Annotated in this window: 24 protein-coding genes and 1 tRNA gene; 14 read left to right on the top strand and 11 right to left on the bottom strand. The window is 66.1% G+C overall.

The window, feature by feature from the left end:
- The first annotated feature begins 151 nt into the window (after positions 1 to 151).
- From A7D17_RS19590 to A7D17_RS19575, 4 genes are all read left to right on the top strand, one after another.
- Entirely contained in the window at positions 152 to 553 is a 402-nt protein-coding gene (locus A7D17_RS19590; protein ID WP_003485983.1) for an H-NS histone family protein, read from the top strand.
- Positions 554 to 640: 87 nt separating this feature from the next.
- A tRNA-Ala gene (locus A7D17_RS19585) sits at positions 641 to 716 on the top strand.
- A gap of 175 nt (positions 717 to 891) precedes the next feature.
- Positions 892 to 1,068: a hypothetical protein gene (locus A7D17_RS24645; RefSeq protein ID WP_064510635.1), complete on the top strand. Its 177-nt coding sequence runs from the start codon at positions 892 to 894 to the stop codon at positions 1,066 to 1,068.
- Positions 1,069 to 1,259: 191 nt separating this feature from the next.
- Positions 1,260 to 2,333: a GGDEF domain-containing protein gene (locus A7D17_RS19575; RefSeq protein ID WP_064510634.1), complete on the top strand. Its 1,074-nt coding sequence runs from the start codon at positions 1,260 to 1,262 to the stop codon at positions 2,331 to 2,333.
- Positions 2,334 to 2,749: 416 nt separating this feature from the next.
- Here the strand turns inward: A7D17_RS19575 and A7D17_RS19570 are convergent, their stop codons facing one another.
- Together A7D17_RS19570 and A7D17_RS19565 are read right to left on the bottom strand one after the other, a co-directional pair.
- Positions 2,750 to 3,259, bottom strand: a complete 510-nt coding sequence (locus A7D17_RS19570) for a chemotaxis protein CheW (RefSeq protein WP_064510633.1) — start codon at positions 3,257 to 3,259, stop codon at positions 2,750 to 2,752.
- A gap of 11 nt (positions 3,260 to 3,270) precedes the next feature.
- A complete protein-coding gene (locus A7D17_RS19565; protein ID WP_064510632.1) occupies positions 3,271 to 4,929 on the bottom strand; it encodes a methyl-accepting chemotaxis protein in 1,659 nt (552 codons plus the stop codon).
- 300 nt (positions 4,930 to 5,229) lie between these two features.
- Between A7D17_RS19565 and A7D17_RS19560 the strand changes: the two genes are divergently transcribed.
- Complete coding sequence (locus A7D17_RS19560) at positions 5,230 to 5,850, top strand: DNA-3-methyladenine glycosylase (RefSeq protein ID WP_064510631.1); 621 nt, start codon at positions 5,230 to 5,232, stop codon at positions 5,848 to 5,850.
- Here the strand turns inward: A7D17_RS19560 and A7D17_RS19555 are convergent.
- The gene (locus tag A7D17_RS19555; RefSeq protein ID WP_064510630.1) at positions 5,790 to 10,184 is read right to left on the bottom strand and encodes a DEAD/DEAH box helicase; all 4,395 of its coding nucleotides are present in this window, start codon (positions 10,182 to 10,184) and stop codon (positions 5,790 to 5,792) included. The two genes, A7D17_RS19560 and A7D17_RS19555, sit on opposite strands and share 61 nt — an antisense overlap.
- 362 nt (positions 10,185 to 10,546) lie before the next feature.
- Between A7D17_RS19555 and A7D17_RS19550 the strand changes: the two genes are divergently transcribed.
- Positions 10,547 to 10,891 (top strand): DUF3301 domain-containing protein, encoded by a 345-nt coding sequence (locus tag A7D17_RS19550; protein ID WP_064510629.1) that lies wholly within the window; start codon positions 10,547 to 10,549, stop codon positions 10,889 to 10,891.
- A 235-nt stretch (positions 10,892 to 11,126) separates the two neighbouring features.
- Here A7D17_RS19550 and A7D17_RS19545 read toward each other — a convergent pair whose 3' ends face one another.
- From A7D17_RS19545 to A7D17_RS19510, 8 genes are all read right to left on the bottom strand, one after another.
- Positions 11,127 to 11,459, bottom strand: coding sequence for a hypothetical protein (locus A7D17_RS19545; RefSeq protein ID WP_064510755.1), 333 nt, complete (start codon positions 11,457 to 11,459; stop codon positions 11,127 to 11,129).
- A gap of 31 nt (positions 11,460 to 11,490) precedes the next feature.
- Positions 11,491 to 11,931, bottom strand: coding sequence for a ClpXP protease specificity-enhancing factor (locus A7D17_RS19540; RefSeq protein ID WP_064510628.1), 441 nt, complete (start codon positions 11,929 to 11,931; stop codon positions 11,491 to 11,493).
- A gap of 78 nt (positions 11,932 to 12,009) precedes the next feature.
- On the bottom strand, positions 12,010 to 12,645 hold the full coding sequence (locus tag A7D17_RS19535) for a glutathione S-transferase N-terminal domain-containing protein (protein WP_064510627.1): 636 nt from the start codon (positions 12,643 to 12,645) through the stop codon (positions 12,010 to 12,012).
- A gap of 700 nt (positions 12,646 to 13,345) precedes the next feature.
- Positions 13,346 to 14,104 (bottom strand): cytochrome c1, encoded by a 759-nt coding sequence (locus tag A7D17_RS19530; protein ID WP_064510626.1) that lies wholly within the window; start codon positions 14,102 to 14,104, stop codon positions 13,346 to 13,348.
- Complete coding sequence (locus tag A7D17_RS19525; protein ID WP_064510625.1) at positions 14,097 to 15,356, bottom strand: cytochrome b; 1,260 nt, start codon at positions 15,354 to 15,356, stop codon at positions 14,097 to 14,099. Before A7D17_RS19525 ends, A7D17_RS19530 begins: the two co-directional genes overlap by 8 nt.
- Positions 15,356 to 16,000, bottom strand: coding sequence for a ubiquinol-cytochrome c reductase iron-sulfur subunit (gene petA / locus A7D17_RS19520; protein WP_064510624.1), 645 nt, complete (start codon positions 15,998 to 16,000; stop codon positions 15,356 to 15,358). The genes A7D17_RS19525 and petA overlap by 1 nt, the downstream gene beginning before the upstream one ends.
- A 366-nt stretch (positions 16,001 to 16,366) precedes the next feature.
- Positions 16,367 to 17,347 (bottom strand): lytic transglycosylase domain-containing protein, encoded by a 981-nt coding sequence (locus A7D17_RS19515; protein ID WP_064510623.1) that lies wholly within the window; start codon positions 17,345 to 17,347, stop codon positions 16,367 to 16,369.
- A 49-nt stretch (positions 17,348 to 17,396) separates the two neighbouring features.
- On the bottom strand, positions 17,397 to 18,362 hold the full coding sequence (locus tag A7D17_RS19510; RefSeq protein WP_064510622.1) for a helix-turn-helix transcriptional regulator: 966 nt from the start codon (positions 18,360 to 18,362) through the stop codon (positions 17,397 to 17,399).
- Positions 18,363 to 18,467: 105 nt separating this feature from the next.
- On the opposite strand from A7D17_RS19510, the gene A7D17_RS19505 reads away from it, so the two are divergent.
- The 8 genes from A7D17_RS19505 to A7D17_RS19470 all read left to right on the top strand — a co-directional run bounded on the left by A7D17_RS19505 (position 18,468) and on the right by A7D17_RS19470 (position 26,634).
- Positions 18,468 to 19,109 carry a glutathione S-transferase family protein gene (locus tag A7D17_RS19505; RefSeq protein WP_064510621.1) on the top strand — a complete coding sequence of 214 codons (642 nt, stop codon included), beginning with the start codon at positions 18,468 to 18,470 and terminating at the stop codon, positions 19,107 to 19,109.
- 40 nt (positions 19,110 to 19,149) lie between these two features.
- Positions 19,150 to 20,604, top strand: a complete 1,455-nt coding sequence (gene miaB / locus A7D17_RS19500; RefSeq protein WP_064510620.1) for a tRNA (N6-isopentenyl adenosine(37)-C2)-methylthiotransferase MiaB — start codon at positions 19,150 to 19,152, stop codon at positions 20,602 to 20,604.
- A 654-nt stretch (positions 20,605 to 21,258) separates the two neighbouring features.
- A complete protein-coding gene (locus A7D17_RS19495; RefSeq protein ID WP_064510619.1) occupies positions 21,259 to 22,245 on the top strand; it encodes a PhoH family protein in 987 nt (328 codons plus the stop codon).
- 412 nt (positions 22,246 to 22,657) lie between these two features.
- Positions 22,658 to 23,320: a hypothetical protein gene (locus tag A7D17_RS25140; RefSeq protein ID WP_064510618.1), complete on the top strand. Its 663-nt coding sequence runs from the start codon at positions 22,658 to 22,660 to the stop codon at positions 23,318 to 23,320.
- A 54-nt stretch (positions 23,321 to 23,374) separates the two neighbouring features.
- Positions 23,375 to 23,860: an rRNA maturation RNase YbeY gene (ybeY, locus tag A7D17_RS19485; RefSeq protein ID WP_064510617.1), complete on the top strand. Its 486-nt coding sequence runs from the start codon at positions 23,375 to 23,377 to the stop codon at positions 23,858 to 23,860.
- Complete coding sequence (locus A7D17_RS19480) at positions 23,860 to 24,378, top strand: hypothetical protein (protein ID WP_064510616.1); 519 nt, start codon at positions 23,860 to 23,862, stop codon at positions 24,376 to 24,378. Before ybeY ends, A7D17_RS19480 begins: the two co-directional genes overlap by 1 nt.
- Before the next feature lie 94 nt (positions 24,379 to 24,472).
- Positions 24,473 to 25,351: a CorC family transporter gene (locus A7D17_RS19475; protein ID WP_064510615.1), complete on the top strand. Its 879-nt coding sequence runs from the start codon at positions 24,473 to 24,475 to the stop codon at positions 25,349 to 25,351.
- A complete protein-coding gene (locus tag A7D17_RS19470) occupies positions 25,348 to 26,634 on the top strand; it encodes a lipoprotein N-acyltransferase Lnb domain-containing protein (protein ID WP_064510614.1) in 1,287 nt (428 codons plus the stop codon). The genes A7D17_RS19475 and A7D17_RS19470 overlap by 4 nt, the downstream gene beginning before the upstream one ends.
- Positions 26,635 to 26,649: the final 15 nt, after the last annotated feature.

The following is a 26,649-nucleotide window of genomic DNA, read 5'->3' as shown; positions in this document are numbered from 1 at the left end:
CGACAATGCGAAAGCAGCCGAGCAGAGCCTGTGAAGAACTGCCGTCCTGTCGTGCATACCCCTTACCCGCAGCGGCCGCCCCCGGGCCGCATGTCATAATGGCGCGCGCCCTAGGGCGGCGTCTCCACTCTTATTCCGAGGCCATACCTCTGTGAGCAATACCTCTTCGAAACTGGATTCCATCGCGCAAGCCAAGGCCAAGCTGCTGGACGAGCTGCAAAAGCTGGAAGAACAGGAGAAAACCGAGCGCGCCAGCGAGGCATCCTCGGCGCATGCCACCATCGTGTCGCTGCTCGAACAGTTTGCCGGTCACTTCAACACCAAGCAGCGCAACGATATTGCCGCCTACCTGGGCACCACCGCTGCGCGCAAGGAAGTGGTCAAGAGCGGCCGCAGCGAAGTCAAGCCCAAGTACGAACTGCCGCATACCGGCGAAACCTGGTCCGGCCGCGGCCGCACCCCCAAGGCCTTTGCCGCATGGGAAGGTTCGGTGTCGTACAAGGAATGGAAGGCCAAGAACCCGGACCTCAAGTTCCCGCTGGTTCGCGAGTAATGCCTGTACGACCGTGTCCCTCGGCATGGTCGGCTGCGGTCCTTCGCTTGGCGAAGCGCGCGGCATGTGGTTAGAATCGAGACACGTGGGGCGGTAGCTCAGCTGGGAGAGCGTCGCGTTCGCATCGCGAAGGTCGAGGGTTCGATCCCCTTCCGCTCCACCACCGCATCAAGCAAAAGCCTCGAACGTCCGCGTTCGGGGCTTTTTGCTGCGGGCCGGGCGCCTCGCCGACAAATGTCACCGCGAGGGCGGTCGCCGCGCGGCCGCGTCCGCGCCATGGCGCCGGGATCACATCGCGCGCGTTACCGTGGCTGCAACCATCACGCAGGACCGCAGTCATGAGCAAGCATCCCCCCCAGCCCGACGACGTCGCCGACGATGCCAACGGCGTTGCCGAAAGCCGCGAATCGCGCAAGCAGGACGACACCGCCAAACAGCGCCCAGGCCAGGACGACCTGAAGGTGCACGACGAGCACAGCCGCCGCCCCAAGGGACAACGCGGTCAGGGCGAGTAACCGCCGAATTCTCTGGCCTGTTTGCGGACGCGACCGCATCGGCAGCGGCAACGCTATGGCAAGATCGGGTCAGGCGTTGGGCACTGGTGGCCGATGCGCAGCTTCCATCGTTCGGAACGAGCGCACCGGCGTTGCGTTGATGGATCCATTTTATTGACGGCGCCGCCGGCGCACTGCTTCGAAGGTCCTGCATGCAGATTCCAGACGCGCCTGCACTGAACCTGGTCCACGCCAGCCTGCTGCCGGGCGACTTCGCCGCCCATCCGGGCGCGCGGCTGCCGGCCAACGAAGACGAGCGCCTGGCCGCACTGCATGAGTACCAGTTGCTGGATACTCCGCCCGAGCCGCGCTACGACGCATTCACCGCCACTGCCGCAGCCACCTGCCGCACGCCGATGGCGCTGATCTCCCTGGTGGATACGCAGCGGCAATGGTTCAAGTCGCGCGTCGGCATGCAGCCGAGCGAGACGCCACGCACGCTCTCGTTCTGTGCGCACGCACTCCTGCAGCCGGACCAGGTGATGGAGGTCGCCGATACCCATCTGGACCCGCGCTTCGTCGACAATGCCCTGGTGACCGGCGAGCCGCAGATCCGCTTCTATGCCGGTGCGCCACTGCTCACCTCTGACGGCATCGCGCTGGGCACCTTGTGCGTGCTGGATCGGGCGCCGCGGCGTCTGTCCAGCGCAGAGCGCGATGCATTGCGGTCGCTGGCCCGCCAGGTGGTGGACACCATCCAATTGCGGCGTGCAGCCAGGCTTGTCGAACTGGATGCGCTACGCGATGCAAGTACCGGCCTGTGGAATCACGCCGGGCTGGAGCGCGCCTTGCAGGCGATGGCACCGACGTCGGGTCAGGCAGTGAGCGTGGCGCTGATCGACCTGGATGGCTTCAAACGGCAGCGTTTGCACGCCGGTGCAGCAGCTGCGGAGGCGACCCTGATCCAGGCCGCTGGCATGATCGAGGCCCGCCTGCCGCAGGACACCATCGTCGCGCGCCTGAGTGGCGACCGGCTGTGCGTGGCGCTGCCGGCGCCCCCGGCGACTGGTGCGCTCAGCGCAATCGACGGGATTCGACAGGCCATCGCAGAGGCACAGTGGCCTGGCGGCGCGTTGACCATCAGCGCAGGGCTGGTGGAAGCGACCCCGGACGATGCGTTGGAGACAAACGCGCTGCTGGCACGCGCACGGCATGCCTTGCAGCTGGCGATCATGGCTGGGCGTAACCGCGTGCAGCGCTTCACCGGATGGCAGCTGCACGACTGAGCAACCCGACGTGCCGGCGTGTCGTGGTGATCTGCCGTTGCGTTGAGCAAACGGTTTCACTTGAGAGGCCGGCTCGGTTGATCGCGGCATTGCCTTCGCAAGCGCGCTCAGCGCGTACTGACCATGCAGGCGCAGCCCATTGGCGACGTTGTCCATCGCGCACAGATCCATCGAGATGGTGCTCAGCGCTGTAACACGCTGATCTTGCCGACCGCTTCGCATGGCGCCGGTGGTCCGTCCAACATCCGCCGTGCTCGGGGCGCGCGTGGGCACCACAGGCCGACGTGGCCTACGGCACTCCACATCCCGACGTATCAGCAGACCATTGCCAGGCAGTCGTCGGATGTCGCGACTGCCCTTGTGCCACGCCAGCCGACAGTATCACCGGCACGTGGTACGACACCGGCAAGCGACGCTCAGGCCGCCAGCACCTCCGCGCTGCCGGCGATTTCCTCCACCTGCAGCACCTGCTCCATCTCCAGCAGCACCACGAAACGTTCGCCCACCTTGCCCATGCCGCGCAGCAGATCGCGGCGGATATGCGTTCCGAACGCCGGCGCCGCTTCGATATCCTGGTCGGCCAGTTCGATCACCGCGTTGACGGCGTCCACCAGCACGCCGATCACCTGGGTGCCCTGGGCCTGCTCGGTGGACAGGATCACGATGCAACTACGCTTGTTGATGGCGCTGTCGGCGCGTCCCAGCCGCGCCTGCAGGTCCACCACCGGCACCACCGCCCCGCGCAGGTTGATCACTCCGCGCACGCAGGCCGGCATCGATGGCACCGGCGTCGGGGTGCGGTACTGGATGATTTCGCGAATGCCGAGAATGCTGGTGGCAAACGTTTCGCCATCGAGCTGAAAGGTCAGGTACTGGGCGGCCGCATCGGCGTCGCCGGGCATTGCATCGGAAGTCTGTGCAGTCATCGATCGATCTCTCAGAAGCGAGCGAACTGGCCTTCGTCCGGGCCCTCGGACATCGCGTAGGCTGGCGCCGCGCTGCTGCGCCAGCCGCGCGCACCTGCGGCGCGTACCGGGCGTGCGGCGACCTGCTTGCCGCGCTTGGGCGGCATGGTCGCCGGCCCCTGCCCGCCCAGGCGGAAGAACGCCATGCTCTGCTGCAGCTGCTCGGCCTGCGCGCTCATCTCCTCGGCAGTGGCGGCCAGTTCTTCGGAGGCACTGGCGTTCTGCTGGGTGGTCTGGCTCAACTGCACCACCGCCGAATTGATCTGGCTGACACCGGACGATTGTTCTTCGGAGGCGGCAGAGATTTCCTGCACCAGATCCGAGGTGCGCTTGATGCTGGGCACGATGGTGTCCAGCAGGCGCCCGGCGCGATCGGCCAGTTCCACGCTGGAGCTGGCCACCTCGCCGATCTCCTGCGCCGCCACCTGGCTGCGTTCGGCCAGCTTGCGTACTTCGGCAGCCACCACCGCAAAACCCTTGCCATGTTCGCCGGCACGCGCCGCTTCGATGGCGGCATTGAGCGCGAGCAGATTGGTCTGATACGCGATGTCGTCGATGATGCCGATCTTCTGCGCGATCTGCTTCATCGCCTGGGTGGTGGCCACCACCGCTTCGCCGCCTTCGATGGTTTCCTTGGCGGCCTGGGTGGCCATGCCGTCGGTAATGCGTGCGTTTTCGGTGTTCTGGCTGATCGAGGCGGTCATCTGCTCCAGCGAGGCGCTGGTTTCCTCGACTCCGGCCGCCTGTTCGCTGGCCGCCTGCGACAGCGACTGTGCGGTGGCGCTGACTTCTTCGGAGGCGCTGGCCAGGGTCTCGGCGCTGGTATTCACCTCGCCCACCACCTGCGACAACTTCTGCACCATGGTGCGCATCGCTTCGAGCAGCTGCGCGGTTTCGTCGCGGCCGTGCACATCGATCTGCATGGTCAGGTCCCCTTCCGACAGCCCGTTGGCCACCGAGACGGCGCGCCGGATCGGGCCGGTGACGCTGCGGCTGATCACCACGCCCAGAATGGCGCCGAGCAGTACGCCACTGCAGATGATGGCGATCAACAGCTTGGAGCTACGCGCATGGATGGCGCCGGTTTCGGCGTTGGCAGAGGCCGCGCTGCGCTCGCGCAGGCCGCTCAGGTCGGTCATCAAGGTATCCACTTCGTCCGAGCTGGCGCGTACCGCACGCGAAAGCGCGGCCAGCTCGGGGTTGGCCTCGCGCAGTGCTTCGCGGTTGGCCGCTTCGATGAAACGCCCGCGTTCGTCCAGATAGGTCTGCCAGGCGCGATCGAACTGCGCCAGCTTGTTCTTGCCTTCCTCGGTCTGGAAGCTGTCGCGCGCACGCGCCATGTGGTCGACCACCTTGGCGGTGTACTTGTCGATGTTCTGCACATGCGACTGGCGCTCTTCCGCGCTGCTGGCCAGCAACAGGTTGGCGCGCGCGCGGCCGGCGTAGATCAGGTTGATGTTGGCTTCCTTGACGTTGGACAAGCCCAGCAATTCGCGCTCGTACAGCGAGGTCGACAGGTCGCTGATGCGGCCGGAGTTGGAATAGCCCACCCACCCGATGCATGCGCCGATCGCCGAAACGATCAGGAACGCCATGATCAGCCTGGTTCCGATTTTGAAGTTGCCTAACATTGGGGAGTTCTCGTGAGAATGATGCGTGGGCCACAGGCGCTGCAGTGACGACCGACGGTGCTGCGTGTGCCGATGGCGGCGATGCGGCTGGTCTAACCGATCGTTGATAGCTATCGGCGATGGCAAAACGCGCTTGAGATGTTTGCCGCCGTTAAACGGCTATTCATCCAGGTGGATATGCGCTTTTGTGACAGGGCAGACGCTCCTGCAGGCCACGATTCGGAAAACCCCTACCCCCGAGCGGTGGCCTGTCCAGGACAGTCCGCAGGGACATCACGAGCGCCTCGCTAGGCTTGCGGCATGCCGATCACGCCCCTGCCCCGCCATTTCTACGATCACGATGCGCGCGAGGTGGCCCCGCGCCTGCTCAACAAGCTGTTGGTCAGTTCCGATGGACGCCGGGGCCGCATCACCGAAGTGGAAGCCTATTGCGGCAGCGAGGATCCGGCGGCGCATTCGTTCCGGGGCATGACGCCGCGTACCCAGGTGATGTTCGGCGCCGCCGGCCACCTGTATGTGTATTTCATCTACGGCATGCATTGGGCGATCAACGCCGTCTGCGGCGGCGCGCCCGGGCACGCGGTCTTGATCCGCGCGCTGGAGCCAGTGAACGGTCTAGACACCATGCAGGCGGCGCGTGGCGGGGTGCCCATCAAGGTGCTGACCACCGGACCCGGCCGGCTGGCGCAGGCGTTTGGGGTGAGCGCGGCCGATAACGGACTGGACCTGACCGATGCCGCAGCGCGGCTGTGGATCGAAGACGACGGCCTGCCGCCGCCGGCCGCGCCGCTGGCAACGCCACGGATCGGCATCCGCAAGGCAATCGAGGCACCGTGGCGCTGGGTGGTGCCGGGTAGCCGCTATCTGTCGCGGCCGCTGCCGCGGACGACGGGTGCGCGCGCCACGCCACCGGGCGGCTGAGCCAACCACTGCTCCAGCGGCGTCGGTTCGGCGGCGCCGGGCCCGCGCTGCAGCAACTTCAGCGCCTGCGCGCCCTGCTCGGCGTCGAGTTCCTGCAACGTCTCGAAGCGCTCGGCCACCCACACTGCCATCGGCATGCCGTCCAGGTACGCCACCCGATTGCCCGGCATCCGCGCGACCCGCTCGCCGGGCAGCAGACTGCCGAGCAGATTGGCCGGGTCGCTTGCGCTGACGCAGACCCATTGGTGTTGCGGCGCCTGTGCGCGCACGCGGCGCAAGGCCGCAATCGCCTCCGGCAGCGCGAACTGCTCACCGGACAGACCGGAGATGAAACGGCCACCACGGATCTCGCCGCGCGCTTCCAGGCGTTGATACATGCGCAGCAACTCGCGCCACGGCGGCAGCCATGTGGCTTCGCGTTCCAGCAACCGCCAGCACACCACGCCATAGCGGCGCAGCAGCGTGCGGGCCACGTGTTCCAGCATGTCCTGGTGGCGTTCGCGGGCCTCCGCCAGTGGCAGGTCCGGCAACGCACGCACCGGCGCCCAGCGTCCGGCATCGCGAATGCCCAACGCGCTGGCGCGGCGGCGGTGACGCGACAACGCCGATGGCCGCTTGGACGCCGGTACCAGCAGCGCGCGCAGCCCGGCGTAGCTGTCGCAGTGCACCCGGCCGCGCATGACCAGTTCGCTCAGTGCATCTTCCAGCTCGGTACCCATCAGACGCGCGGTATCGGCAATTTCATCGAAGAATAGCGCGCCCTGCTGCTGCAATACCTCCGCCACGCGCTGCGCGCGCGAACCCAGCGGTTCTTCGTCGGCGGTACGCGCCAGGCCGCTCCAGCACTGCGCCTGCCGTCGCGACAGCAGTACGATCGGAGTTGACCGCAACGCAGCGCCGCTGCGGCCGCCACCGGGGCGCAGCCGCGCCCACACGGTGCGTCCAGCGGTGCACAGTTCATCCAGCCACGCCGGTTGGTAGTCGCGCACGCGTGCCGGCAGCAGTTCGGTTTCCCACAGCACCGCCGGTGCTTCGAAGCCTTCCAGCTGCCCCACCACGCCGGCCAGCGCATCGGGGCCGGCTACCCGGCCGGCGCTGTCCAGATGCTGCCATTCGAACAGGAAACGCGCGTAGTCGCGCTGCGACACCGGCTCGATCTCGCGCCGCAGCCGCCCCAGGGTGTAGCGATGGATGCGCGCCAGCAGGTGCCGCTCGCACCACTCTTCCGCCGCTGCCTGCGCGCTGAACCGCCCGGCCATGACATAGCCTTCGCGCTGCAGTGCCGCCAACGCCAGTGCAACGTCGGTCTCGGGCAGGCGCAGCGCGCGCGCCAGCGCCGGTACCTGCGCCGGGCCAACTGCCGACAGGCGCCCACGCAACAGCTCGCGCACGGCCCAATCGCGTTGCCAGTCGGCGACCTGGCAATCGAGCGGCGCCTGCAACGGCGGTTGCGCCGCTGCATCCGGGTACAACGGCATGCACCAGGCGATGCGCTCGGCGCTCACCCACAGCGCAGGCGCAGCGTCGATCGTCAGGCAACTGGCACGGCCATCGGCGACCAGTGCCGCCAGCCAGGCCTGCCACGATGGCTCGGTGGCTTCCTCGACCGGCAGCACGCCCAGACCCACCAGCGCCTCGTGCATTTCGTCGGCATCGCGCGGTTGCGGCCAGGCCTCTTCGCGTACCGCCGCGATCGCCTGCGGATCCAGTTGCCCCAGATCGTCGCTGCTCTGCGGCGTATAGCGGCGGCTCTGCACGGCCTGGGTGCGGCGCTCTTCCAGCGGCGCATCGTCCAGAAACGCGTACGGACGTGCATTCAAGGCTTCGGCCGCCAGCGGCGATGGCGCCGCCAGGTCGCGAGCCAGCAGCGTGATCGCACCGGATTCCAGACCACGCAACACTTGCAGCCATCCTTCGCTGTCCATGGCCTGGTGCAGGCAGTCCTCCAGTGTCTGCGCCACCAGCGGGTGGTCCGGCACCTCGCGCTCGCCGACCAGGTTCTCCGCGCACGCCACCTGGTCCGGGAACACCGTGGCCAGCAGGTCTTCGGACTTCATGCGTTGCAGCTGCGGTGCCACCTTGTTACCGCCGGTAAAACGCGGCAGCGCCATCGCATTGGTGGCATTCCAGCGCCAGCGCACGCCGAACAATGGCGCATCCAGCAATGCCTGGATCAGCACATGCTCGGCAGACGACGAATGCAGGTAACGGCCCACCTCCTCCAGCGCGAAACTGTGGCTGGTGGACAGCGCCAACACGATGGCATCTTCGGTGGCGGCAGCCTGCAGTTCGAAGTTGAAGGTGCGGCAGAAGCGCTTGCGCAGCGCCAGGCCCCAGGCACGATTGATACGGCTGCCATAGGGCGAATGGATCACCAGCTGGGTACCGCTGCTGGCGTCGAAGAAACGCTCCATCACCAGGCACTGGCGGGTCGGCATGGCGCCCAGCGCCATGCAGGCCTGCGCCAGATAATCCACCACCTGCTGCGCCGCTTCCGGCGCCATGCCCAACTCATTGCGCACCCAGGCGCGCGCGGCCGGATGCGGATTCGTGTCCAGCCGGGCCGCGATCTCGCCACGCAGACGCGACACGGCCATCGACAGCTCGTCGCTGCGGCCGGGTGCCTCGCCCAGCCAGAACGGAATGTTCGGCGGCGCGCCCTTGGCGTCCTCCACGCGTACGCGCCCGGCCTCCACGCGCAGGATGCGGTAACTGGCATTGCCGAGCTGGAACACATCGCCGGTGAGGCTCTCCACCGCGAAATCTTCATTCACCGTCCCGATCTTGTCGGCCTGCGGCTCCAGCACCACGCTGTAGTCGCCGGTTTCGGGAATGGTGCCGCCGGAGGTGAGCGCGGTCATGCGCGCACCGCGCCGCGCATGCAGCCGGCGATGCACCGCATCGCGATGCAGATAGCCTGCGCGCGGGCCAAGCCGGGTACTGAAGCCATCGCACAGCATGCGCACCACGCTGTCGAAGCTGGCGCGACTCAGCTGCGCGAACGGCCATGCCCGGCGTACCAGCGCAAACAACGCGTCTTCATCCCAGTCCTCGCAGGCTGCTTCGGCCACGATCTGCTGGGCCAGCACGTCCAGCGGCGCCAGCGGAATGCGCAGGGTATCCAGTTCGCCTCGGCGCACGCTGTCCAGCAATGCCGCGCATTCGACCAGTTCGTCGCGGGTCTGTGGAAACAGACGCGCCTTGGGCGTGCCGCCGACCTTGTGCCCTGAGCGTCCGGCGCGTTGCAGGAAGGTGGCGATCGAGCGCGGCGAACCGAGCTGGCAGACCAGATCGACATCGCCGATATCCAGCCCCAGCTCCAGCGAGGCGGTGGCCACCAGCACTGTGAGGTCGCCGGCCTTGAGCCGCTGCTCGGCCAACAGGCGCGTCTCGCGCGACAGGCTGCCATGGTGCGCTGCGACCCGTTGCTTGCCGAGCAGGTCGCCCAGATGCCGCGCGGCGCGTTCGGCCATGCGCCGCGTATTGACGAACACCAGCGTGGTGCGATGCCGCTGCGCCAGCGCGGCCACCTCGGCATAGACCTGCAGCCATTGATCGTTGGACATCACCACGCTCAGCGGCGTGGGCGGTAATGCCAGTGCCAGGTCGCGCGCCCGCGCATAGCCGATGTCCACGATCTCGCACTGCGGCGCTGCACCGTCCTCGCCCACGCCGACCAGAAATTTCGCCACCGTCTCGATCGGCTTCTGCGTGGCCGACAGCCCCACCCGCACGATCGGCCGCTCGGCCAGGCGCTGCAGCCGCTCCAGCGTCAGGCTCAGGTGGCTGCCACGCTTGTCGGCGGCCACCGCATGGATCTCGTCGACGATGACGGTACGCACGTGCCGCAGCGCATCGCGTCCGGACGCCGACCCCAACAGCACGTATAGAGATTCGGGCGTGGTGACCAGGATATGCGGCGGCACGCGCCGCGCCTGCGCGCGCTCGCGCTGCGGCGTATCGCCGGTACGCACCGCCGTACGCACCGCCACATCCGGCAGCCCGCTGGCAGCCAACGCCGCGCGGATACCCTGCAGCGGCGCCTCCAGATTGAGATGAATATCATTGGACAAGGCCTTCAGCGGCGATACGTAGACCACACGGGTTTCGTCCGGCAACGCGCCACCATTGTCCAGGCCGTCGCGGATCAGGCCATCGATGGCGGCGAAGAACGCAGTCAAGGTCTTGCCCGATCCGGTGGGGGCGGCCACCAGCGTATGCCGCCCGGCCTGGATCGCCGGCCACGCCGCACTCTGCGCCGGTGTGGGCGCAGCAAAGGTCTGCGCGAACCAGCCGGCGACCACAGGATGAAATTGCTGCAGAACAGGATGCATGGGCGATACCAGTCGCAGGTGACCCGCCCAGGCGGCAGGCCGAATGGGGTCAACGCGGAATCTAAATTCAATGCGGAAACGTCCCTGTGAGGTGGCGCCGCTGCGGCACGGATGCAAGCCGGCATCTGCAGCAGTGGTGAACGGATTCACGGGCGTCTGCTGCCGACCTCACCCCCTTCCCTCGCTCACCAGGCAACCTCGAGAAGGCAGCGTCACAAAGGCGAGGCCGTCCTCTCCGCGGCACGCGTGGTGCCGGTCACGCGACTGAGCCTTCGACGCCGCCCCCGACATCGCCGCGTCGATCAGTGCAGGACCACGGCTTTGCGATTGTCGAGCAAGCAAGGCCATGGCACATTGGCGCCATGCCTAGTCTCATCGTCTTCATGATCGTTGGCGCGGCGATCGTCGCGTTCTGGAACTCCTCGCGTGCCGCCGCCGAACGCGCCGAGGTGCTGGGCCGCAATGCCTGCCGTGCCGCCGATGTGCAGTGGTTGGATCAAAGCGTGCACTCCACCGGCATCCGCCTCTGCCGTATGCCCACCGGCTGGCTGGGGTTCGAGCGGACCTTCCGCTTCGACTATTCCTACGACGGCGTGGATCGCCACAGCGGCAAGCTGGTGCTGCGCGGCGATCAACTGATCGCCTTCACCGGCCCGCAGGTGGCCAGCGTACGGGCGTTGCATCCCGAGCAGGAGCGCCTGGAATGAGGCAGCGCACGCTGTAACGCGTGGAGCACGACCGCGCACGCTGGACGCTGCTAAAGCGCTGCAGCAACGCGCGTCACTGTCATCGACTGGTCAGATCTGCGGCCAGATCTGCCAGGTATTCCAGCACGTGCCCGGTTCGCCGCCGGCGCTCGTCCTTCATGGACGCAGCGAGATAATCGCGGCGAAAAGAGCCGAGAAGATCCGTCGCTTGATGGGCACCGCACGTCCAGCTTGTTCACTTGCCAGCCGTCAAATCCTCGGGCACTGGCTCGTAGCCATTGCCCCTGCCGCTCAGCCAGCGTAGTTCCCGCTTGCCTTCAGCGCGCAGATGCAATTGCGCAAACACGCACAGCGGCCGCGCAAGATCGGCAGCCTTCAGTGGGCGCGATTTGCCTGCGACTTCGAGAGTGAGAAAGTGCGCTTCATCGGGCGTATCGGTATAGCTGCGTGCGATCAGGCAGGCCGCACCGTCGGTGAAGCGATAGAGGTCGTACTCGTAATAGTAGTCGTATGCGCCGGACGCGTCCGGCTCACTGCAATCGACATGACGGGTGCGCTCCACTTGTATTGGAACGCTCCCCTCGCGCACGCCGGCCGACCTACTTGACCACGCGCAGATGCGGACGCTTGCCGCCACTGGGTGGCTCGTCCGGGCTCGGCGCACTTGGCGGCGGCGCGCCGGGATCGGGCGGCTCGCTGCTGGTACCGGGGATGTCGTCCGGCAACGCCATGCCCTGCCCGGTCTCGCGCGCATACACCGCCAGCACGGCGGCCATCGGCACCATCACCGGGTGGCTCACGCCACCGAAGCGCGCAGTGAAGCTGACGCTTTCGTTATCGACCTGCAGCCCAACCACGGCGCGCTCGGCGATATTCAGGACAACACGTCCATCCTTGACGGCGCTGGCAGGCACCTGCACGCCAGGCAGCCCTGCGTCCACCAGGACGTGCGGCGTCATGCCGTTATCGTTGATCCATTCGACCAAGGCCCGCAGCAGGTACGGGCGATGGCTGGTCATGCGGGGGAAATCTTCGCTCATGACGTCATTTTACCCGGACACGGCCCGCAGCGGCGGCCACGCAGTCGCAACACGGTCTGTTGGCATACAGCCGTCGCATCAGCCCGGCAGGTCGCGCAGCTTCTTTTCCTGCTCGGTGAGGCTGCGGATGAAGCCGGGGTTGCGGAAGATCCGGTTGCCGTAGTCTTCGATCGCCTTGCCGTCCTTGGGCAGGCTGATTTCCAATGCGTCCAGTCGCCAGATGATCGGCGCCATCGCGCAATCGGCCAGACTCATTTCCGGGTTGAGGAAGAACTTGCTGGCCTTGAACAGCGGCACCGATGCGGTGAGCAGTTCCTTCAGGCGCTTGCGGCCGGCTTCGGCCTGGGTCTTGTTGCCGAGCTGGATCGCCTGCACCTGCGGCACCCAGTCGTGCTCGATGCGCAGCATCGCCAGACGCAGGCGCGCACGCGACAGCGGGTCGACCGGCATCAACGGCGGATGCGGGTAGCGCTCGTCCAGGTATTCGCTGACCACCGATGCGGCGTACAGCACCAGGTCGCGCTCGACCAGGGTCGGCACCGAGTGATAGGGATTGAGATCGATCAGATCTTCGGGGGGATTCTGCGGGTCGACCGGCACCAGGTCGTAGGTCACCCCTTTCGCCGCCAGGACCAGACGGACCCGGTGGCACAACACGTCATCGTTGGACGAAAACAAGGTCAAGGTATTCCGCATACGCACACTCGTCGCCATTCAAGGCTCTCCGACGACCGGAATCCGCCGGCCGCATCGGCGCGGCCGGCCCAACGCCGACCGTCACCACGGTCTATCGAGTGTGCAATCACGTCACGCAAAAGCCAAGAGTGATAGGGCTTATTCATGCTCGGACAGCGGATGCCGTTGCGGGGATTGTCAGCGACACGTGGTGATGTGCGCCGTTCCTGCATGCTGATGCATCCTTTGGCTCGCGATCGAGAGGCCGACGCCTGCCGGCGCCCACCATCGCGCAGCAGCAGCCAAAGCGACAGTGGCCGAACGGTTGACCTGGATGTCTTGGGCGCGATCCTTGTCTGCAAAACCGCGTTGCTATTGCAGGCGTGCGGCCGGCTCATGCACCGAGCGCCACGTCGATGCAGGGATACGCAGTGTGCGTAGATCTAGCGCGCCGCTAGCGCCGGGCGGCCGATGCTTCTGCCATGCTGGTTAAGCCCACCCTTGGCCTGACGATCTCCGCATCGCGGGCTGCTTGCATGGCGCGCGGGCGGAATTCGCGCAGCAAGGTGCACATGTCATGTCTCAGCGTTCTCGCACCAAGCGCAATCCGCCGGTGATACAGGCATGCCTGGTTGCACCCCTCACCCACCCCTCTCCTGAAGGGAGAGAGGCTTGCATCTCCAGCGTCGCGCCTGAAGTCTGCTGCGCCGCCTGCATTGATCAAGGCCTTACGTCCCGATCAGTGCACGTCCTTCCAGTATTCCTTCTTCAGCAGGTACGCCATGAAGGTGAGGAACACCAGGAACAGGATCACCCACACACCCATGCTTTGCCGCTTCAGCGCAGCCGGCTCGCCCGCGTACTCGAGGAAGTTGGCGATATCGCGCACGGTCTGGTCGAACTCCACCGGCGTCTGACGCCCCGGCTGCCCCAGCTTCAGTGCCTCCACCGGCTTGTCGCCGGTGGCCTTGTCAGCCGGGCCGAATTGCGCCTGCTGCAGACCTTGCAACTCCCACAGCGGGTTGGGCATCGACGCGTTCGGGAACAGCTGGTTGTTCCAGCCCAGCGGGCGGGTCTGATCCAGATAGAACGACTTGAGATAGGTGTAGACCCAGTCGGTACCACGCACGCGCGCGATCAGGGTCAGGTCCGGCGGCGCCTTGCCGAACCACTTGGCCGCCGCATCGTGCGGCATGGTGCCCTCGATATGCTCGCCGACCTTGGCGCCGGTGAAGTTGAGGTTGCTCATGACCTGCGCTTCGCTCAGACCCAGATCACTGGCCATGCGCGAATAGCGCAGGTATTTCAGCGAATGGCAGCCGGAGCAGTAGTTCATGAACAACTGCGCGCCGCGTTGCAGCGATGCGCGGTCGCTCAGGTCGTTGCCGGCCTGCTGCACCTTCCCGCCTTCGGCCGCGATTGCTCCTGCGGCCAGGGTCAGGCCACATAGCAGTGCGGCCACGCGCGACTTCCATGACGTCACGTTGGGATTAGTCATGGGTGGTCACCCGCTCCGGCACCGGCTTGGTCTTGTCCAGCCGTGTCCACACCGGCATGGTGATGAAGAAGGCGAAGTACAGGAAGGTCAGCACCCGGCCGACGTAGGTCTCGTGCGCGTCGGTGCCGGGACCGGAACCGATCACGCCCAGCCACACGAAGCACACCACCAGCACACCCAACGCCGCCTTCGAGATCCAGCCGCGATAGCGCACCGAGCGCACCTTGGCGCGATCCAGCCACGGCACCAGGAACAGGATGGCGATCGCCGAGAACATCACCAGCACGCCACCGAGCTTATTGGGCACCACGCGCAACATGGCGTAGTACGGCGTGTAGTACCACACCGGCTTGATGTGCTCAGGCGTTACCAAGCGGTTGGCCTCGGTGAAGTTGTCATGCTCCAGGAACAGGCCACCGAAGGCCGGCGCGAAGAAGATGATGAAGGCCGCAATCAGTAGCAAAAAGCCGACACCGACCAGATCCTTCACCGTGTAATACGGATGGAACGGAATGCCATCGGCCGGCTTGTGCGCATCCCAGCGATTGCCCTTGGGGCCCTTCTTGATGTCCACGCCATCGGGGTTGTTAGAGCCCACTTCGTGCAGCGCGCCGATGTGCAGCACGATCAGCAGCAACAGCACCAGCGGCAGCGCGATCACATGCAGCGCGAAGAAGCGGTTGAGCGTGGCATCGCCGGGCAGGTAATCGCCCATGATCCACTCAGTCAGCCCGTTGCCGATCACCGGAATGGCGCCGAACAACGAGATGATGACCTTCGCGCCCCAGAACGACATCTGTCCCCAGGGCAGCACGTAGCCCATGAAGGCTTCGGCCATCAGCACCAGGTAGATCAGCATGCCCAGGATCCACACCAGCTCGCGCGGCTTCTGGTAGCTGCCGTACATCAGGCCGCGGAACATGTGCAGATACACCACGATGAAGAACAGCGAGGCGCCGGTACTGTGCATGTAGCGGATCAGCCAGCCCCACTCCACGTCGCGCATGATGTATTCGATCGAGGCGAATGCGTCGGCGGCGCTGGTCTTGTAGTGCATCGTCAGGAAGATGCCAGTGACGATCTGGTTGACCAGCACCACGATGGCCAGCGAGCCGAAGTAGTACCAGAGGTTGAAGTTCTTCGGCGCGTAGTACTCGCTGACATGCTTGCGGTACATGGGCATCAGCCCGGGCGCGCGTTCGTTGACCCACTCGAACACACCGTTGGCGGAACGGACCAGGATATTGCTCATCACGCAGCCCCCGTGCTGTTGGCCGACTTGCCGGCAGCCTCTGGATCGACGCCGATCACCAGGGTGTTGTCGTCAACATAATGGTGTGGGGGCACCAGCAGATTGATCGGTGCAGGCACGCCATCGAAGACGCGGCCGGACATGTCGAAGCGCGACTTGTGGCAGGGGCAGAAATAGCCGCCTTTCCACTGCGGGTCGTAGGGCTCGGGCCGGATCTCGGCCACCATTTCCGGCGAGCAACCCAGATGCGTGCACAGCCCGACCAGCACCGAGATATCGGATTTGATCGAGCGGTACTCGGGGTTCTTCAGCACATACTCGGGCTGTTGATCCTTGTTCTCGGACTTGGGGTCCTTGAGCCGATCGTCCAGCGACGGCAATGCATCGAGCATCGCCTTGGAGCGCTTGACGATCCAGATGGGCTGACCGCGCCATTCCAGAACCAGGCGTTGTCCTTCCTGCAAGGCGCTGATGTCGGCGGTCACCGGGGCGCCGGCCAGTTTGGCCCGTGCACTGGGATTCCACGACTTCACGAACGGAACTGCCACAAATCCTGCTCCGACCGCACCGACCACGGCCGTTGTCGCGGTCAAAAACCGACGACGCCCGGTATCGGCAGGTGCGTTAACCCCATCGTTGGCCATCCGGCTCTCCGATCTTGATTAGGTAGCGTGAGGCTGCCAACGGCTGGCGGGGGGTCCAGCCGCGATGAATCGACCGCAGTGTAGCGGAACGCTTAATGCACAGACAATGCAATGTACGCAGTCGGAGCCATGCGATGCAATGGCCGCTGTGCGAGGTCACTGTTCGTTATGCGTGCGCGGCCGGATACGTGACTGCATGGCTGTGACGCAGTGCGCGGCGCGGTCGCATTGCAACAGCAAACATGACGCGGCGTTGCATCGCCGCTGCGCATGCAGCAGCGGCGATCAGGCGGGGCGCTATGGCGACATCACGGCAATGATCACGGCCCCCCGTCTGCAACGCGCAATGGGCGCGCAGTCGGCTGCTCAGTTGGCAGTGGCGGTCTGTCCGCGATAGCGCCCGGCCAGCAGGCCGACGCGTTGCACATAGCGCTGGGTTTCGCTGTACGGCGGCACGCCACCGTAGCGATCCACCGCACCTTCGCCGGCGTTGTAGCCAGCCGCGGCCAGGGTCAGGTCGCCATTGAACCGCTTCAGCAACCACGACAGATATTGCACGCCGCCGCGAATATTTTGCGATGCATCATAGGCATCGCTGACCCCGAAGCGCCGCGCGGTTCCCGGCATCAACTGCATCAGTCCCTGCGCGCCGGCGCGGCTGAGTGCCAGCGGGTTATAGGCGGACTCGGCATGAATGATGGCGCGCACGATCGCCTCTTCCACACCGAACTCGCGCGCCGCCGAAGCAATCTCCTGCTGGTAGGCAGCCGTGTTGAGCCGGATCGCACCGAAGTTGACGCCCGGCTTGGCACCGCAGGCGTAGCAGGTCTCGATGAAACTGTAGTGGATGGTGCGCAGGCCCTCGATGCTGGCGACCTGGCGTGGGCGAGCGCTGGTGTAGTGGCGCACGCCATTCTTCATATAAGAGTAGACCTGCCCGCTGACCACCCGGCGAGGGTTGACCGCCGCCGGTGCAGCGGTAGGCACGATGGAGTTGGCGCTCTCGGCAGCCGGCAACGTACGCGGCACCGACGGCGCAGCGGCCTCGGCTGTGCGCCGGGGCTGACTGATGATGGTGGCAGGCGCGCCACTGTCGATGTTGGCGACCGGGCGCGCCGCTGCCTGCGACAGCGCCGGCGCCGGGCCCACGGGCGTGGCGTGCGCTCGCCGGACCGACCGATCGGGCGTGTAGCTGCTGATGACGCTGCAGGTGGCGCCGCTCTGGCGCTTGCTGAGATAGCTGGTGATGCCGTCGCCGCTGACACACTTGTACAGCGTGCCGGCGCTGGCCGGCGCAGCCGACAACGTGACAAGCAACAGCCCCAGCAATCTTGACATCCCCTTCATGCGGCGGAGTGTCCCAGCTTGCCCGGGGCTTGCCAAGAGGCCGCGCCACTCAGGCCGACGGCCGGTCCAGTCGCGCCCGCAAGCTGTCCAGGGCAGCGAGCAACGGCGTGCGCATCCCGGGCGGGGCGATCGCCTCGAATGGAATCTCCAGCACCAGCAGGTTGGCCACCAGCGCCGGTACGCTCGGGGCGCCCAGCCCCAGCCAGCAATGCCCGGCCCCGTCGGCTTCCAGTGCACCCAGCCACGGCGGGATCTGCGCTGCCAGCGTTTCCAGCGATCCGGGCAGGCGGACCCGTACGCGGCAGGGGAACGGTGCCTCGCCGATGGCCTTGCGCAGCAGCTGGAGCGGTTCTTCGGGCAGCGCGCGCGCGGCGAATTGCGCACCGGTCGGCAAGGCCTGATCGATGCGGTCCGCGCGCAGTGTTCGCCAGTCCTGGCGTTCGCAGTCCCAGGCCAGCAGGTACCAGCGCCGCCCGTAGTTGACCAGCAGCGCCGGCTCGACGCAGCGGATGATGGCCTCGCCGGAGTGGCGCCGGTAGTGCAGCCGCAGCGTGGTGCGGTCGCGGCATGCGCCGGCCAGTTGCGCCAGCACTGTCGCGTCCACCAGGGTGTCGGCTTCGCCCAGCGGCATGCTGGCCATGGCGGCGTGCGCGGCACTGGCACGCTGACCACTGCGCCGCGGCAGCAGCGGGTCGAGCTTGGCCAGTACGCGGGTAGCGGCCGCGTCCATGCCACGGATGGCCGGCGTGGCCGCGCGCAAGGCGATCGCCACGGTCAACGCTTCTTCTTCCTCGAACAACAGCGGCAAGGTGGCCGCGCCCTGCCCCAGCCGGTATCCGCCCCCGCTGCCCGGCGCCGCATGCACCGGGTAGCCCAGTGCGCGCAGGCGATCGATGTCGCGGCGCAGGCTGCGCGGGTGCACCTCCAGACGCTCGGCCAGGGCAGCGCCCGGCCAGCTCCGTCCACCTTGCAGCAGGGATAGCAGTCGCAACAGACGGGCAGCAGTCGAGGCCATGACGAAACGGTATTGCGGACAGAAACTGTCCGCAAGCGCTCCTTAGCATCGTCATATCAGCCATCACTGATCGACCACCCCACCCCGCCGCCCAAGGAGATCGCAATGTCGGACGACCGCCACATCACCCTGTTCCACAATCCCCGCTCACGCTCGCGCGGCGTGCTGGTGCTGCTGGAAGAACTGGGCGCCAGTTACAGCCTGCAGCACATCGACCTGGAACAGCAGCAGCAGCGCACGCCGGAGTTCCTGGCACTCAACCCGATGGGCAAGATCCCCACCATCGTCCATGGCAGCTGCGTGATTACCGAGCAGGGAGCCATCTATCAGTATCTGGCCGAGCTGTATCCGGAAGCCGGCCTGTCGCCGGCGCCGGGCGACGCCGACCGGGGCGCCTACCTGCGCTGGCTGGCGTTCTACGGTTCGGCCTTCGAGCCGGCGATCATCGACCTTGCGCTCAAGCGGCAGGCGCCGCCGCGCTCGCTTTCGCCCTACGCCGACGCCGCCACCGTGCTGGCAGTGGTCGATGCGCAGCTGGCCAAGGGCGACTACCTGCTGGGTGCACGCTGCAGTGCGGCCGACGTGCTCTGGGGCGGCGCCCTGGCATGGATGAAGGAATTCGGCCTGATCGACCCACCGGCGCCCACTCACGCCTACATCGCCCGGATGGCCGCGCGCCCGGCGGTGGCACGTGCCGAGGCGGTCGACCACCGCGCCGGTGCGGACGCTGCCGGCACAAGCGGGTAAACTGCGCGGCTTCGTTCACCACCCGCCTGGAATAAGCGCCATGCCCGGGACATCCGTTTCCGACCTGTCCACGGCCACCGCCGTGGACGCTCCCGCCCTCGTGCCGTTGCCGGTCTCCCGCCCGGCAGCGCCTGCCGTGGTGCGCGGCAAGCTGTACATCAAGACCCACGGTTGCCAGATGAACGAGTACGACTCGGCCAAGATGGCCGATGTGCTCGCCGCCGCCGAGGGCCTGGAGCTGACCGACAACCCCGAAGATGCCGACGTGGTGCTGGTCAATACCTGCTCCATCCGCGAAAAGGCGCAGGAGAAGGTGTTCAGCCAGCTGGGGCGCTGGAAGGCGCTGAAAGCCGGCGGCAAGCCGGTGATCATCGGCGTGGGTGGCTGCGTGGCCTCGCAGGAAGGCGAAGCGATCGTCAAGCGCGCGCCCTATGTGGACCTGGTGTTCGGCCCGCAGACCCTGCACCGGCTGCCCGAACTGATCCGCGCCCGGCGCGAATCCGGCAAGTCGCAGGTGGACATCAGCTTCCCGGAGATCGAGAAGTTCGACCGCCTGCCCGAGCCGCGTGCCGAAGGCCCGTCGGCATTCGTATCGATCATGGAAGGGTGCTCCAAGTACTGCTCATTCTGCGTGGTGCCCTACACCCGCGGCGAAGAAGTCAGCCGCCCGTTCGAGGACGTACTGGTGGAAGTGGCGCAGCTCGCAGCGCAGGGCGTGCGCGAGATCAACCTGCTGGGCCAGAACGTCAATGCGTATCGCGGCGCGTACGGCGCCGATGCGGGCGAGGCGGCGCAGTACGCCGATCTGGGTCTGTTGATTCGCACCATTGCGCAGATCGAGGGCATCGGCCGCATCCGTTTCACCACCTCGCATCCGCTGGAGTTTTCCGATTCGCTGGTGGATGCGTATCGCGACGTGCCGCAGCTGGCAAATTATCTCCATCTGCCGGTGCAGGCTGGCAGCGACCGTATCCTGTCGGCGATGAAGCGTGGCTACACCGCGCTGGAATTCAAATCCAAGATCCGCAAGTTGCGCGCGGTACGTCCGGATATCTCGATCAGCTCGGACTTCATCGTCGGCTTCCCCGGCGAGACCGAGGCGGACTTCGAAAAGACCATGAAGCTGATCGAGGACGTAGGCTTCGACCAGAGCTTTTCGTTCGTGTATTCGCGCCGTCCTGGCACCCCGGCCTCGGACCTGCACGACGATACCCCCGAGGCGGTCAAGCAGGCACGCCTGGCAAGATTGCAGGCGCAGATCAGCGCGCATGCGGCCGGCATTTCGCAATCCATGGTTGGCAGCGTGCAGCGCGTGCTGGTGGAAGGCCCGTCGCGGCGCGACCCGAACGAGCTGACCGGCAAGAGCGAGAACATGCGCCCGGTGAATTTCCCGGGCAATCCGCGGCTGATCGGCCAGTTCGTCGATGTGCTGATTACCGAGGCGATGAGCAATTCGTTGCGCGGACGCATCCAGTTGGACGATAGCGCGGGCTGATGCCGGTGCGGATGCTGCATGGCCGATGCCGTGCTACGGCATCGGCTGCAGGCCGCGCCGATCGATTGCACTGGATGCAACCAGCTGACGCGGGCCCCGGCCTGCATTGATACCGATCTGAGTGCAGTGCGGAGCGCGCAATGCACTCCGTTGACTGCGCTTGCGTCACTGCAACGGTGAGTGTCGCGTTGCGCGCCATGCGGATGCATCGACCAGCTGGTGGTGACCTCACCCGGTTGTACGGCCATCTGCATGTCCAGCCCTCTCGCACAACCATCGCAGCGGCACAGGCGCCTGGAGCGATTCCGGGCACTGGTGAAAATTTCACCAGCAAACCGCCATGCCTTGCGACAGAAGGCGCGGCGGCACTTACCCACAGGCTTTCCGGATTCGATCCACATCGGGTGTGGACAACCCATCCTGCACTGGCGATTTTTTCGCCACCACCCTGCCGAACCTTGCGCCAGTAGGGCTGGCAACTTCTATCCACAGGTTAGTGAGGCGTGACTCCACAGCGATTGTGGAAAACCCGGCCGCACGGCAAACGTTCCTGGACGCCAGGGCGCCGGCCGCCGGTGTGTTGGTGGGATCACACCCTGCGCGCTACCCTCACCTGCCGCCCTACCGACGCCGCCCGCGCTGTCCGATCCGACCATGAACGCCCTTTCCTATCGTGATTTCACCCTGCAGCCCGAAGACACCGAGCGCCTGGCCAACCTGGCCGGCCCCTTCGACGCGCACCTGCGCCAGATCGAACTCAAGCTCGGCGTGGAGATCGCCAACCGCGGCAACATCTTCCGCGTCACTGGCTCGGAGCCGGCGATCACCGCCGCCCAGGAGCTGCTGACCGCGCTGTACGACGAAGCGGCCTCGATCACCTTCGACAACCATGCCATCCACCTGCGCCTGAACGATGCCAATGTCGAGCACGTGGTCGAGCGCGCGTACCAGCCGCAGGACGTGGCGATCAAGGTCAAGCGCGGCACCGTGCGCGGCCGTGGCGCCAACCAGGCCAAGTACCTGCATGCGATCGCCACCCACGACATCAACTTCGGCATCGGCCCGGCCGGCACCGGCAAGACCTTCCTGGCGGTGGCCAGTGCGGTGGAAGCGCTGAACGAATCACGCGTGCAGCGCCTGATCCTGGTGCGCCCGGCCGTGGAAGCAGGCGAGAAGCTCGGCTTCCTGCCCGGCGACCTCAGCCAGAAGGTCGACCCCTACCTGCGCCCGCTCTATGACGCGCTGTACGAAATGCTGGGCGTGGAAAAGGTGGTCAAGCTGCTGGAGAAGAACGTCATCGAGATCGCCCCGCTGGCCTACATGCGCGGCCGCACGCTCAACGACGCCTACGTGATCCTGGACGAGGCGCAGAACACCACCATCGAACAGATGAAGATGTTCCTGACCCGCCTGGGTTTCGGCTCCACTGCGGTGGTCACCGGCGACCTGACCCAGATCGACCTGCCCAAGCACGTCAAGTCCGGCCTGCGCGATGCGATCGAGGTACTGCGTGACGTGGAAGGCGCCAGCTTCACCTTCTTCGAAGCGCGCGACGTGGTACGCCACCCGCTGGTGCAACGCATCGTCACTGCTTATGAGAAGCGCGATCAGACCGAAAAGCCTGCCGAACCTGCAGCATGAAGCAGGCTGGCGGGAGGTGACCGCGGATGCCCTGCTCGGCACGACTTGGTGCAACGCGGGGCAAGCGGGGAAACCTCCAGGTAGCGCGCGGTCATCGCACACCCCCTCGCGCCAGTTGATCCGCAACGGCACTGGGCCAGACACACCAACCGGCCGCGTGACGGCGATACACTTGCGGCATCGTTCTGCACAGGAGGTGCACATGGTCGGATGTCGCGTGTTGTTCTTCGCCTGCATGCTGGGCATTGCTCCAGTTGCGTTATCGGCCGCGCCGGATGAGCCCCCGGCAGCCTCGCGCGCTTACATCGAAACCAGTTACCTGGCCGCGCCGAGGAACGTTGGTCCATTTACGCTCGCCCGCAGCTCCTACAACCCGGCAGCCAAGGTCTCGGGGGCTGGATTCCATTACGCGATGGCTGGGCATCCGGAGTTGAATATCGATGTCTTCGTTTATCCAGCCGGGCAACGCGCTCAAGCCGAGGCCATCGAGCACGGCATGATCGCCTTTCGCAAGGACCTCGCCGCGGCGCGCACACAAGGCACTTATTCGCGGCTGGACGAGCTGGACCAGGGCAGGTTCGTGTTGACCAGCGACGATGCCCCGAAAAACACGCCGGCCAATGCAGTGGATGCCAAGGTGATCGCGGCGATCGCGGATGCCGAGCGCATCGTTGGGGAAAAGTTGCGGCTCAGCATGGACCTATCGTCGCCGGGCATGCCGCTACTGTCCAACGGCTATCTGTTCTACAAGCAGCTGTACTACATCAAGGTGCGGGTGTCGGCAGCGCAGCAAGCAATCGCGCAGACCAGTTTCGACGCACTCGCCGACCAGGCTGCGCGTGCGCTCGTACCGGCCATCCAGGTCAGCAATATTGGCAGGTGCGCGGACCTGACCGTCCACCTCGATGCCAAGGCCACGCCAGAGCAAGGCGCCGTAGAGATGGCGCGCCAAATCAAGACTCATCTGGGCTTCAATTGCCACGGCTCGACCAAGCAGGCCGGCATCGAAGAGCTGGTCCAGACAGCCGAGGTGATCGAAATCGCCTACGACCCCAGCGAGTGGAAGTCGCAGTGAGGCAACACACGCGCGATACTGTGGCTCCTGTCTGAGCTCAATGCTGGTATCGCCATGACCAAAGGTCCGGTCCGCCTCGACGTCGCCGTCAGTTATGCGTTGCCACGCGCAGGCCTGCCGTCGGCGGTGAGTTTTCGCAAGTGGGTGGCTGCCGCGCTGAAGGGTCGTATTCGCGAGGCCGATCTGGCGGTGCGCGTGGTCGACGAGAAAGAAGGCTGCTCGCTCAACCATCACTACCGCGGCAAGGATTACGCCACCAATGTGCTGAGCTTCCCGGCCGAACTGCCGGAGGGCCTGCCCAAGGGCATCAAGATGCCGCTGCTGGGCGACCTGGTGATCTGCGCGCCAGTGGTGGCGCGCGAGGCCGCAGAACAGGGCAAATCGCTGGCCGCGCATTACGCGCACCTGACCGTGCACGGCACCTTGCATCTACTGGGCTGGGACCACGAAGACGACAAGGAGGCCGATGCGATGGAGCAACTGGAACGCGAGATCCTGGCCGACCTGGGGATCGAAGACCCCTACGCGGGAGAGCGTTGATGCGCGCGCTGATCGCAGTGAGCTGCCTGCTGCTGAGTCCGGCAGCGGTACTGGCGCAGGGCGCGCCGGTACGCCCCGACCTGCCGGCGCTGATCGAATGCCGCCAGCGCATCGGCGACTTCACTGCATTGGCACCGGTGCTGGCCGACCCGCTCAAGGCGGTGGCGCTGGGCTGGACGCCGCTGGAGCAGTCCAACCTGTTCATGACCGAATACACCCTCAACACGCCCATCAGCGTGTTCGGCCACAGCACCAACCACATCGCCTTTTCCGGCGCCAGCATCATGGCGATCCTGGACCTGCCCGATCCGCGCCCGCTGGCCAAGCAACTGGACCTGGAACTGGGCGTGGATAACGCCGACAAGATCATGTACGGCCGCGAGCTGGTCAGCGAAGACACCACCAACCCCAAGACCGGCGAGGCGATGATCGAATCGGTGGTGCTCAGCGTGACCAACGTCAAATCGCACCCGGGCAAGACCGTGGTGGGCTGCGGCTATAGCCTGGACCTGCCCTGAGACCGGCACCGGGCACCGCGTCCACGGCGTCCCGCCGGCTTCCTGCTAGACTGCAGCCTAATGCCTGGTCCGCCGGGTGCCGTCCCCCGTCACGATGTCCGAAGACGACAGTAGCTACAGCTCAGAAACTCCCGAAAAACGCCGCAGCTGGCTCGAACGCCTGAGCGCGGCCTTCTCCGGCGAACCCCATACCCGCGACGAACTGGTCGCATTGCTGCGGACCGCCGAACAGGACGGTCTCATCGCCGCAGACACCTTGCGCATGATGGAAGGCGCGATCTCCGTCGCCGAGCTCACCGTGGGCGATGTGATGATTTCGCGCTCGCAGATGGTCTCGCTGCCGGTGGAAGCGCGCTTCATCGACCTGATGAAGCAGGTGGTCGAATCCGGCCATTCGCGCTTCCCGGTGCACGGCGAGAACAAGGACGAAGTGCTCGGCATCCTGCTGGCCAAGGACTTGTTGCGCGGCGTGGTTGCCGACAACGGGCCCGGCAACGTACGCGAGCTGCTGCGCCCGGCGGTGCTGATCCCCGAGTCCAAGAAGCTCAACGTCCTGCTCAAGGAATTCCGCCTCTCACGCAACCACATGGCGATCGTGGTGGACGAGTACGGCGGCGTTGCCGGCCTGGTCACCATCGAAGACGTGCTGGAGCAGATCGTCGGCCAGATCGACGACGAGCACGACGACGCCGAGGAGGAGAATTCGCTGATCGCCATCCAGGCCGATGGCCGCTACGTGGTCGACGCGCTGACGCCGATCGAAGACTTCAACGAGCGCTTCGGCGCCGAGTTCCCCGACGACGAGTACGACACCGTCGGTGGCCTGGTCACCGATGCGATCGGCCATCTGCCGGAAACCGGCGAGGAACTGACGCTGGGACGCTTCGCATTCCGCGTGGCCAAGGCCGACGCGCGCCGCGTGCACGCCTTCCACGTCACCATCCTGCCGCCCGACCCGCAGGACGACGCTTGAACCAGGTCGCCCGCAGTGCCTGCACGGCGCCGCAGCGCTGCGACGCCCGGCGGTGGCTCGCCTGCTGGGCGCTGCTGCTCCTGATCACGTTGCTGGCAGCGCCGCGTGCAATGGCCCAGGCTGTGCAGGGCGAGGCTGCCCAGGGCATTACTGCAGTTGCCGCACCGGCGCCGCGCGTCGGCGTGGTGACCATGCAACCCGGCGAAGTGTTCTTCGAACGCTTCGGGCATGACGCCATCGTGGTGGTCGACCCACTCACCCAGCAGGCAACCTCGTACAACTTCGGCTTTTTCGACCCGAGCGAGCCGGACTTCGTGCCGCGTTTCGCACGTGGCGAAATGATGTACTACCTGGTGGCGCTGCCGCTGGAAGAAGACCTGTCGCAATACCGCAACGTTGGCCGTGGCGTCAGCGTGCAGTGGCTGGATCTGCCGCCCGAGCAGGCGCGCGCGCTTGCCGATGGCCTGGCTGTCCGCAGCCGGCCGGAAAACGCCCGCTATCACTACGATTATTTCGAAGCCAACTGCGCCACGATGGTGCGCGATGCGCTCGATCGCGCCATGGGCGGCACGCTGAAATCGCAACTGGCCGGCCGCTCGCGCGGCAATACCTACCGCAGCGAAGCGGTGCGCCTGGCCTCCCCTGCCCCCTGGATGTGGCTGGGCTTCGACCTGGGCTTGGGTCCGTACGCCGATCGCCCGCTATCGCGCTGGGAAGAAGCGTTCGTGCCGATGCGCCTGGCCGACAGCCTGACCCAGGTGCACAACAGCGCCGGCCGGCCGTTGGTGCAATCCACCCAGGTGCTGCTGCCGCACCGTGTCGCGCCCGAGCCTGCCGAACAGCAGCGACATTGGTGGCCGTGGTTGCTGGCCGGCGTGCTGGTGGCCGCCGGCGTGCTGGCGCTGCGTCGCCGTCAACGTCTGCTGGCCGGGCTTGCGCTGCCGTTCTGGCTGCTGTGCGCCATCGGTGGCGGCCTGCTGGTGTATCTGTGGGGCTTTACCGCACATCAGTCCGCGTGGGCCAACCGCAATCTCTTGCTGGTCAATCCACTGTGTCTGCTGCTGTGGGTTGGTGGGATCCGGTTGCAGCTGGGCCATCGGCCGGGCCGCTGGTTCACTGTGCTGTCCTGGCTGGTGGCCGCCGGGTCGCTGCTGGCACTGGTGATCCACTGGCTGTCGTTCCAGGCCCAGGACAACCTGCAGTGGGTGATGCTGCTGTTGCCGATCCACGCCGCGCTCGCGATCGCCCTGCAGCCGCGCGACGTGTCGCTCTCCCGGCGCTGACCTGACGATGCGCCC

This window comes from Xanthomonas floridensis (assembly GCF_001642575.1).
Classification (GTDB): Bacteria; Pseudomonadota; Gammaproteobacteria; order Xanthomonadales; family Xanthomonadaceae; genus Xanthomonas; species Xanthomonas floridensis.
This window is presented reverse-complemented; position numbering and strand designations above follow the sequence as displayed.

Bases quoted from the DNA above. Each gene is read 5' to 3' on its own strand.
- A7D17_RS24645 (WP_064510635.1), top strand. From the start codon at position 892: ATGAGCAAGCATCCCCCCCAGCCCGACGACGTCGCCGACGATGCCAAC.
- A7D17_RS19575 (WP_064510634.1), top strand. From the start codon at position 1,260: ATGCAGATTCCAGACGCGCCTGCACTGAACCTGGTCCACGCCAGCCTG.
- A7D17_RS19570 (WP_064510633.1), bottom strand. From the start codon at position 3,259: ATGACTGCACAGACTTCCGATGCAATGCCCGGCGACGCCGATGCGGCC.
- A7D17_RS19565 (WP_064510632.1), bottom strand. From the start codon at position 4,929: ATGTTAGGCAACTTCAAAATCGGAACCAGGCTGATCATGGCGTTCCTG.
- A7D17_RS19560 (WP_064510631.1), top strand. From the start codon at position 5,230: ATGCCGATCACGCCCCTGCCCCGCCATTTCTACGATCACGATGCGCGC.
- A7D17_RS19555 (WP_064510630.1), bottom strand. From the start codon at position 10,184: ATGCATCCTGTTCTGCAGCAATTTCATCCTGTGGTCGCCGGCTGGTTC.
- A7D17_RS19550 (WP_064510629.1), top strand. From the start codon at position 10,547: ATGCCTAGTCTCATCGTCTTCATGATCGTTGGCGCGGCGATCGTCGCG.
- A7D17_RS19540 (WP_064510628.1), bottom strand. From the start codon at position 11,931: ATGAGCGAAGATTTCCCCCGCATGACCAGCCATCGCCCGTACCTGCTG.
- A7D17_RS19535 (WP_064510627.1), bottom strand. From the start codon at position 12,645: ATGGCGACGAGTGTGCGTATGCGGAATACCTTGACCTTGTTTTCGTCC.
- A7D17_RS19530 (WP_064510626.1), bottom strand. From the start codon at position 14,104: ATGACTAATCCCAACGTGACGTCATGGAAGTCGCGCGTGGCCGCACTG.
- A7D17_RS19525 (WP_064510625.1), bottom strand. From the start codon at position 15,356: ATGAGCAATATCCTGGTCCGTTCCGCCAACGGTGTGTTCGAGTGGGTC.
- petA (WP_064510624.1), bottom strand. From the start codon at position 16,000: ATGGCCAACGATGGGGTTAACGCACCTGCCGATACCGGGCGTCGTCGG.
- A7D17_RS19515 (WP_064510623.1), bottom strand. From the start codon at position 17,347: ATGAAGGGGATGTCAAGATTGCTGGGGCTGTTGCTTGTCACGTTGTCG.
- A7D17_RS19510 (WP_064510622.1), bottom strand. From the start codon at position 18,362: ATGGCCTCGACTGCTGCCCGTCTGTTGCGACTGCTATCCCTGCTGCAA.
- A7D17_RS19505 (WP_064510621.1), top strand. From the start codon at position 18,468: ATGTCGGACGACCGCCACATCACCCTGTTCCACAATCCCCGCTCACGC.
- miaB (WP_064510620.1), top strand. From the start codon at position 19,150: ATGCCCGGGACATCCGTTTCCGACCTGTCCACGGCCACCGCCGTGGAC.
- A7D17_RS19495 (WP_064510619.1), top strand. From the start codon at position 21,259: ATGAACGCCCTTTCCTATCGTGATTTCACCCTGCAGCCCGAAGACACC.
- A7D17_RS25140 (WP_064510618.1), top strand. From the start codon at position 22,658: ATGGCTGGGCATCCGGAGTTGAATATCGATGTCTTCGTTTATCCAGCC.
- ybeY (WP_064510617.1), top strand. From the start codon at position 23,375: ATGACCAAAGGTCCGGTCCGCCTCGACGTCGCCGTCAGTTATGCGTTG.
- A7D17_RS19480 (WP_064510616.1), top strand. From the start codon at position 23,860: ATGCGCGCGCTGATCGCAGTGAGCTGCCTGCTGCTGAGTCCGGCAGCG.
- A7D17_RS19475 (WP_064510615.1), top strand. From the start codon at position 24,473: ATGTCCGAAGACGACAGTAGCTACAGCTCAGAAACTCCCGAAAAACGC.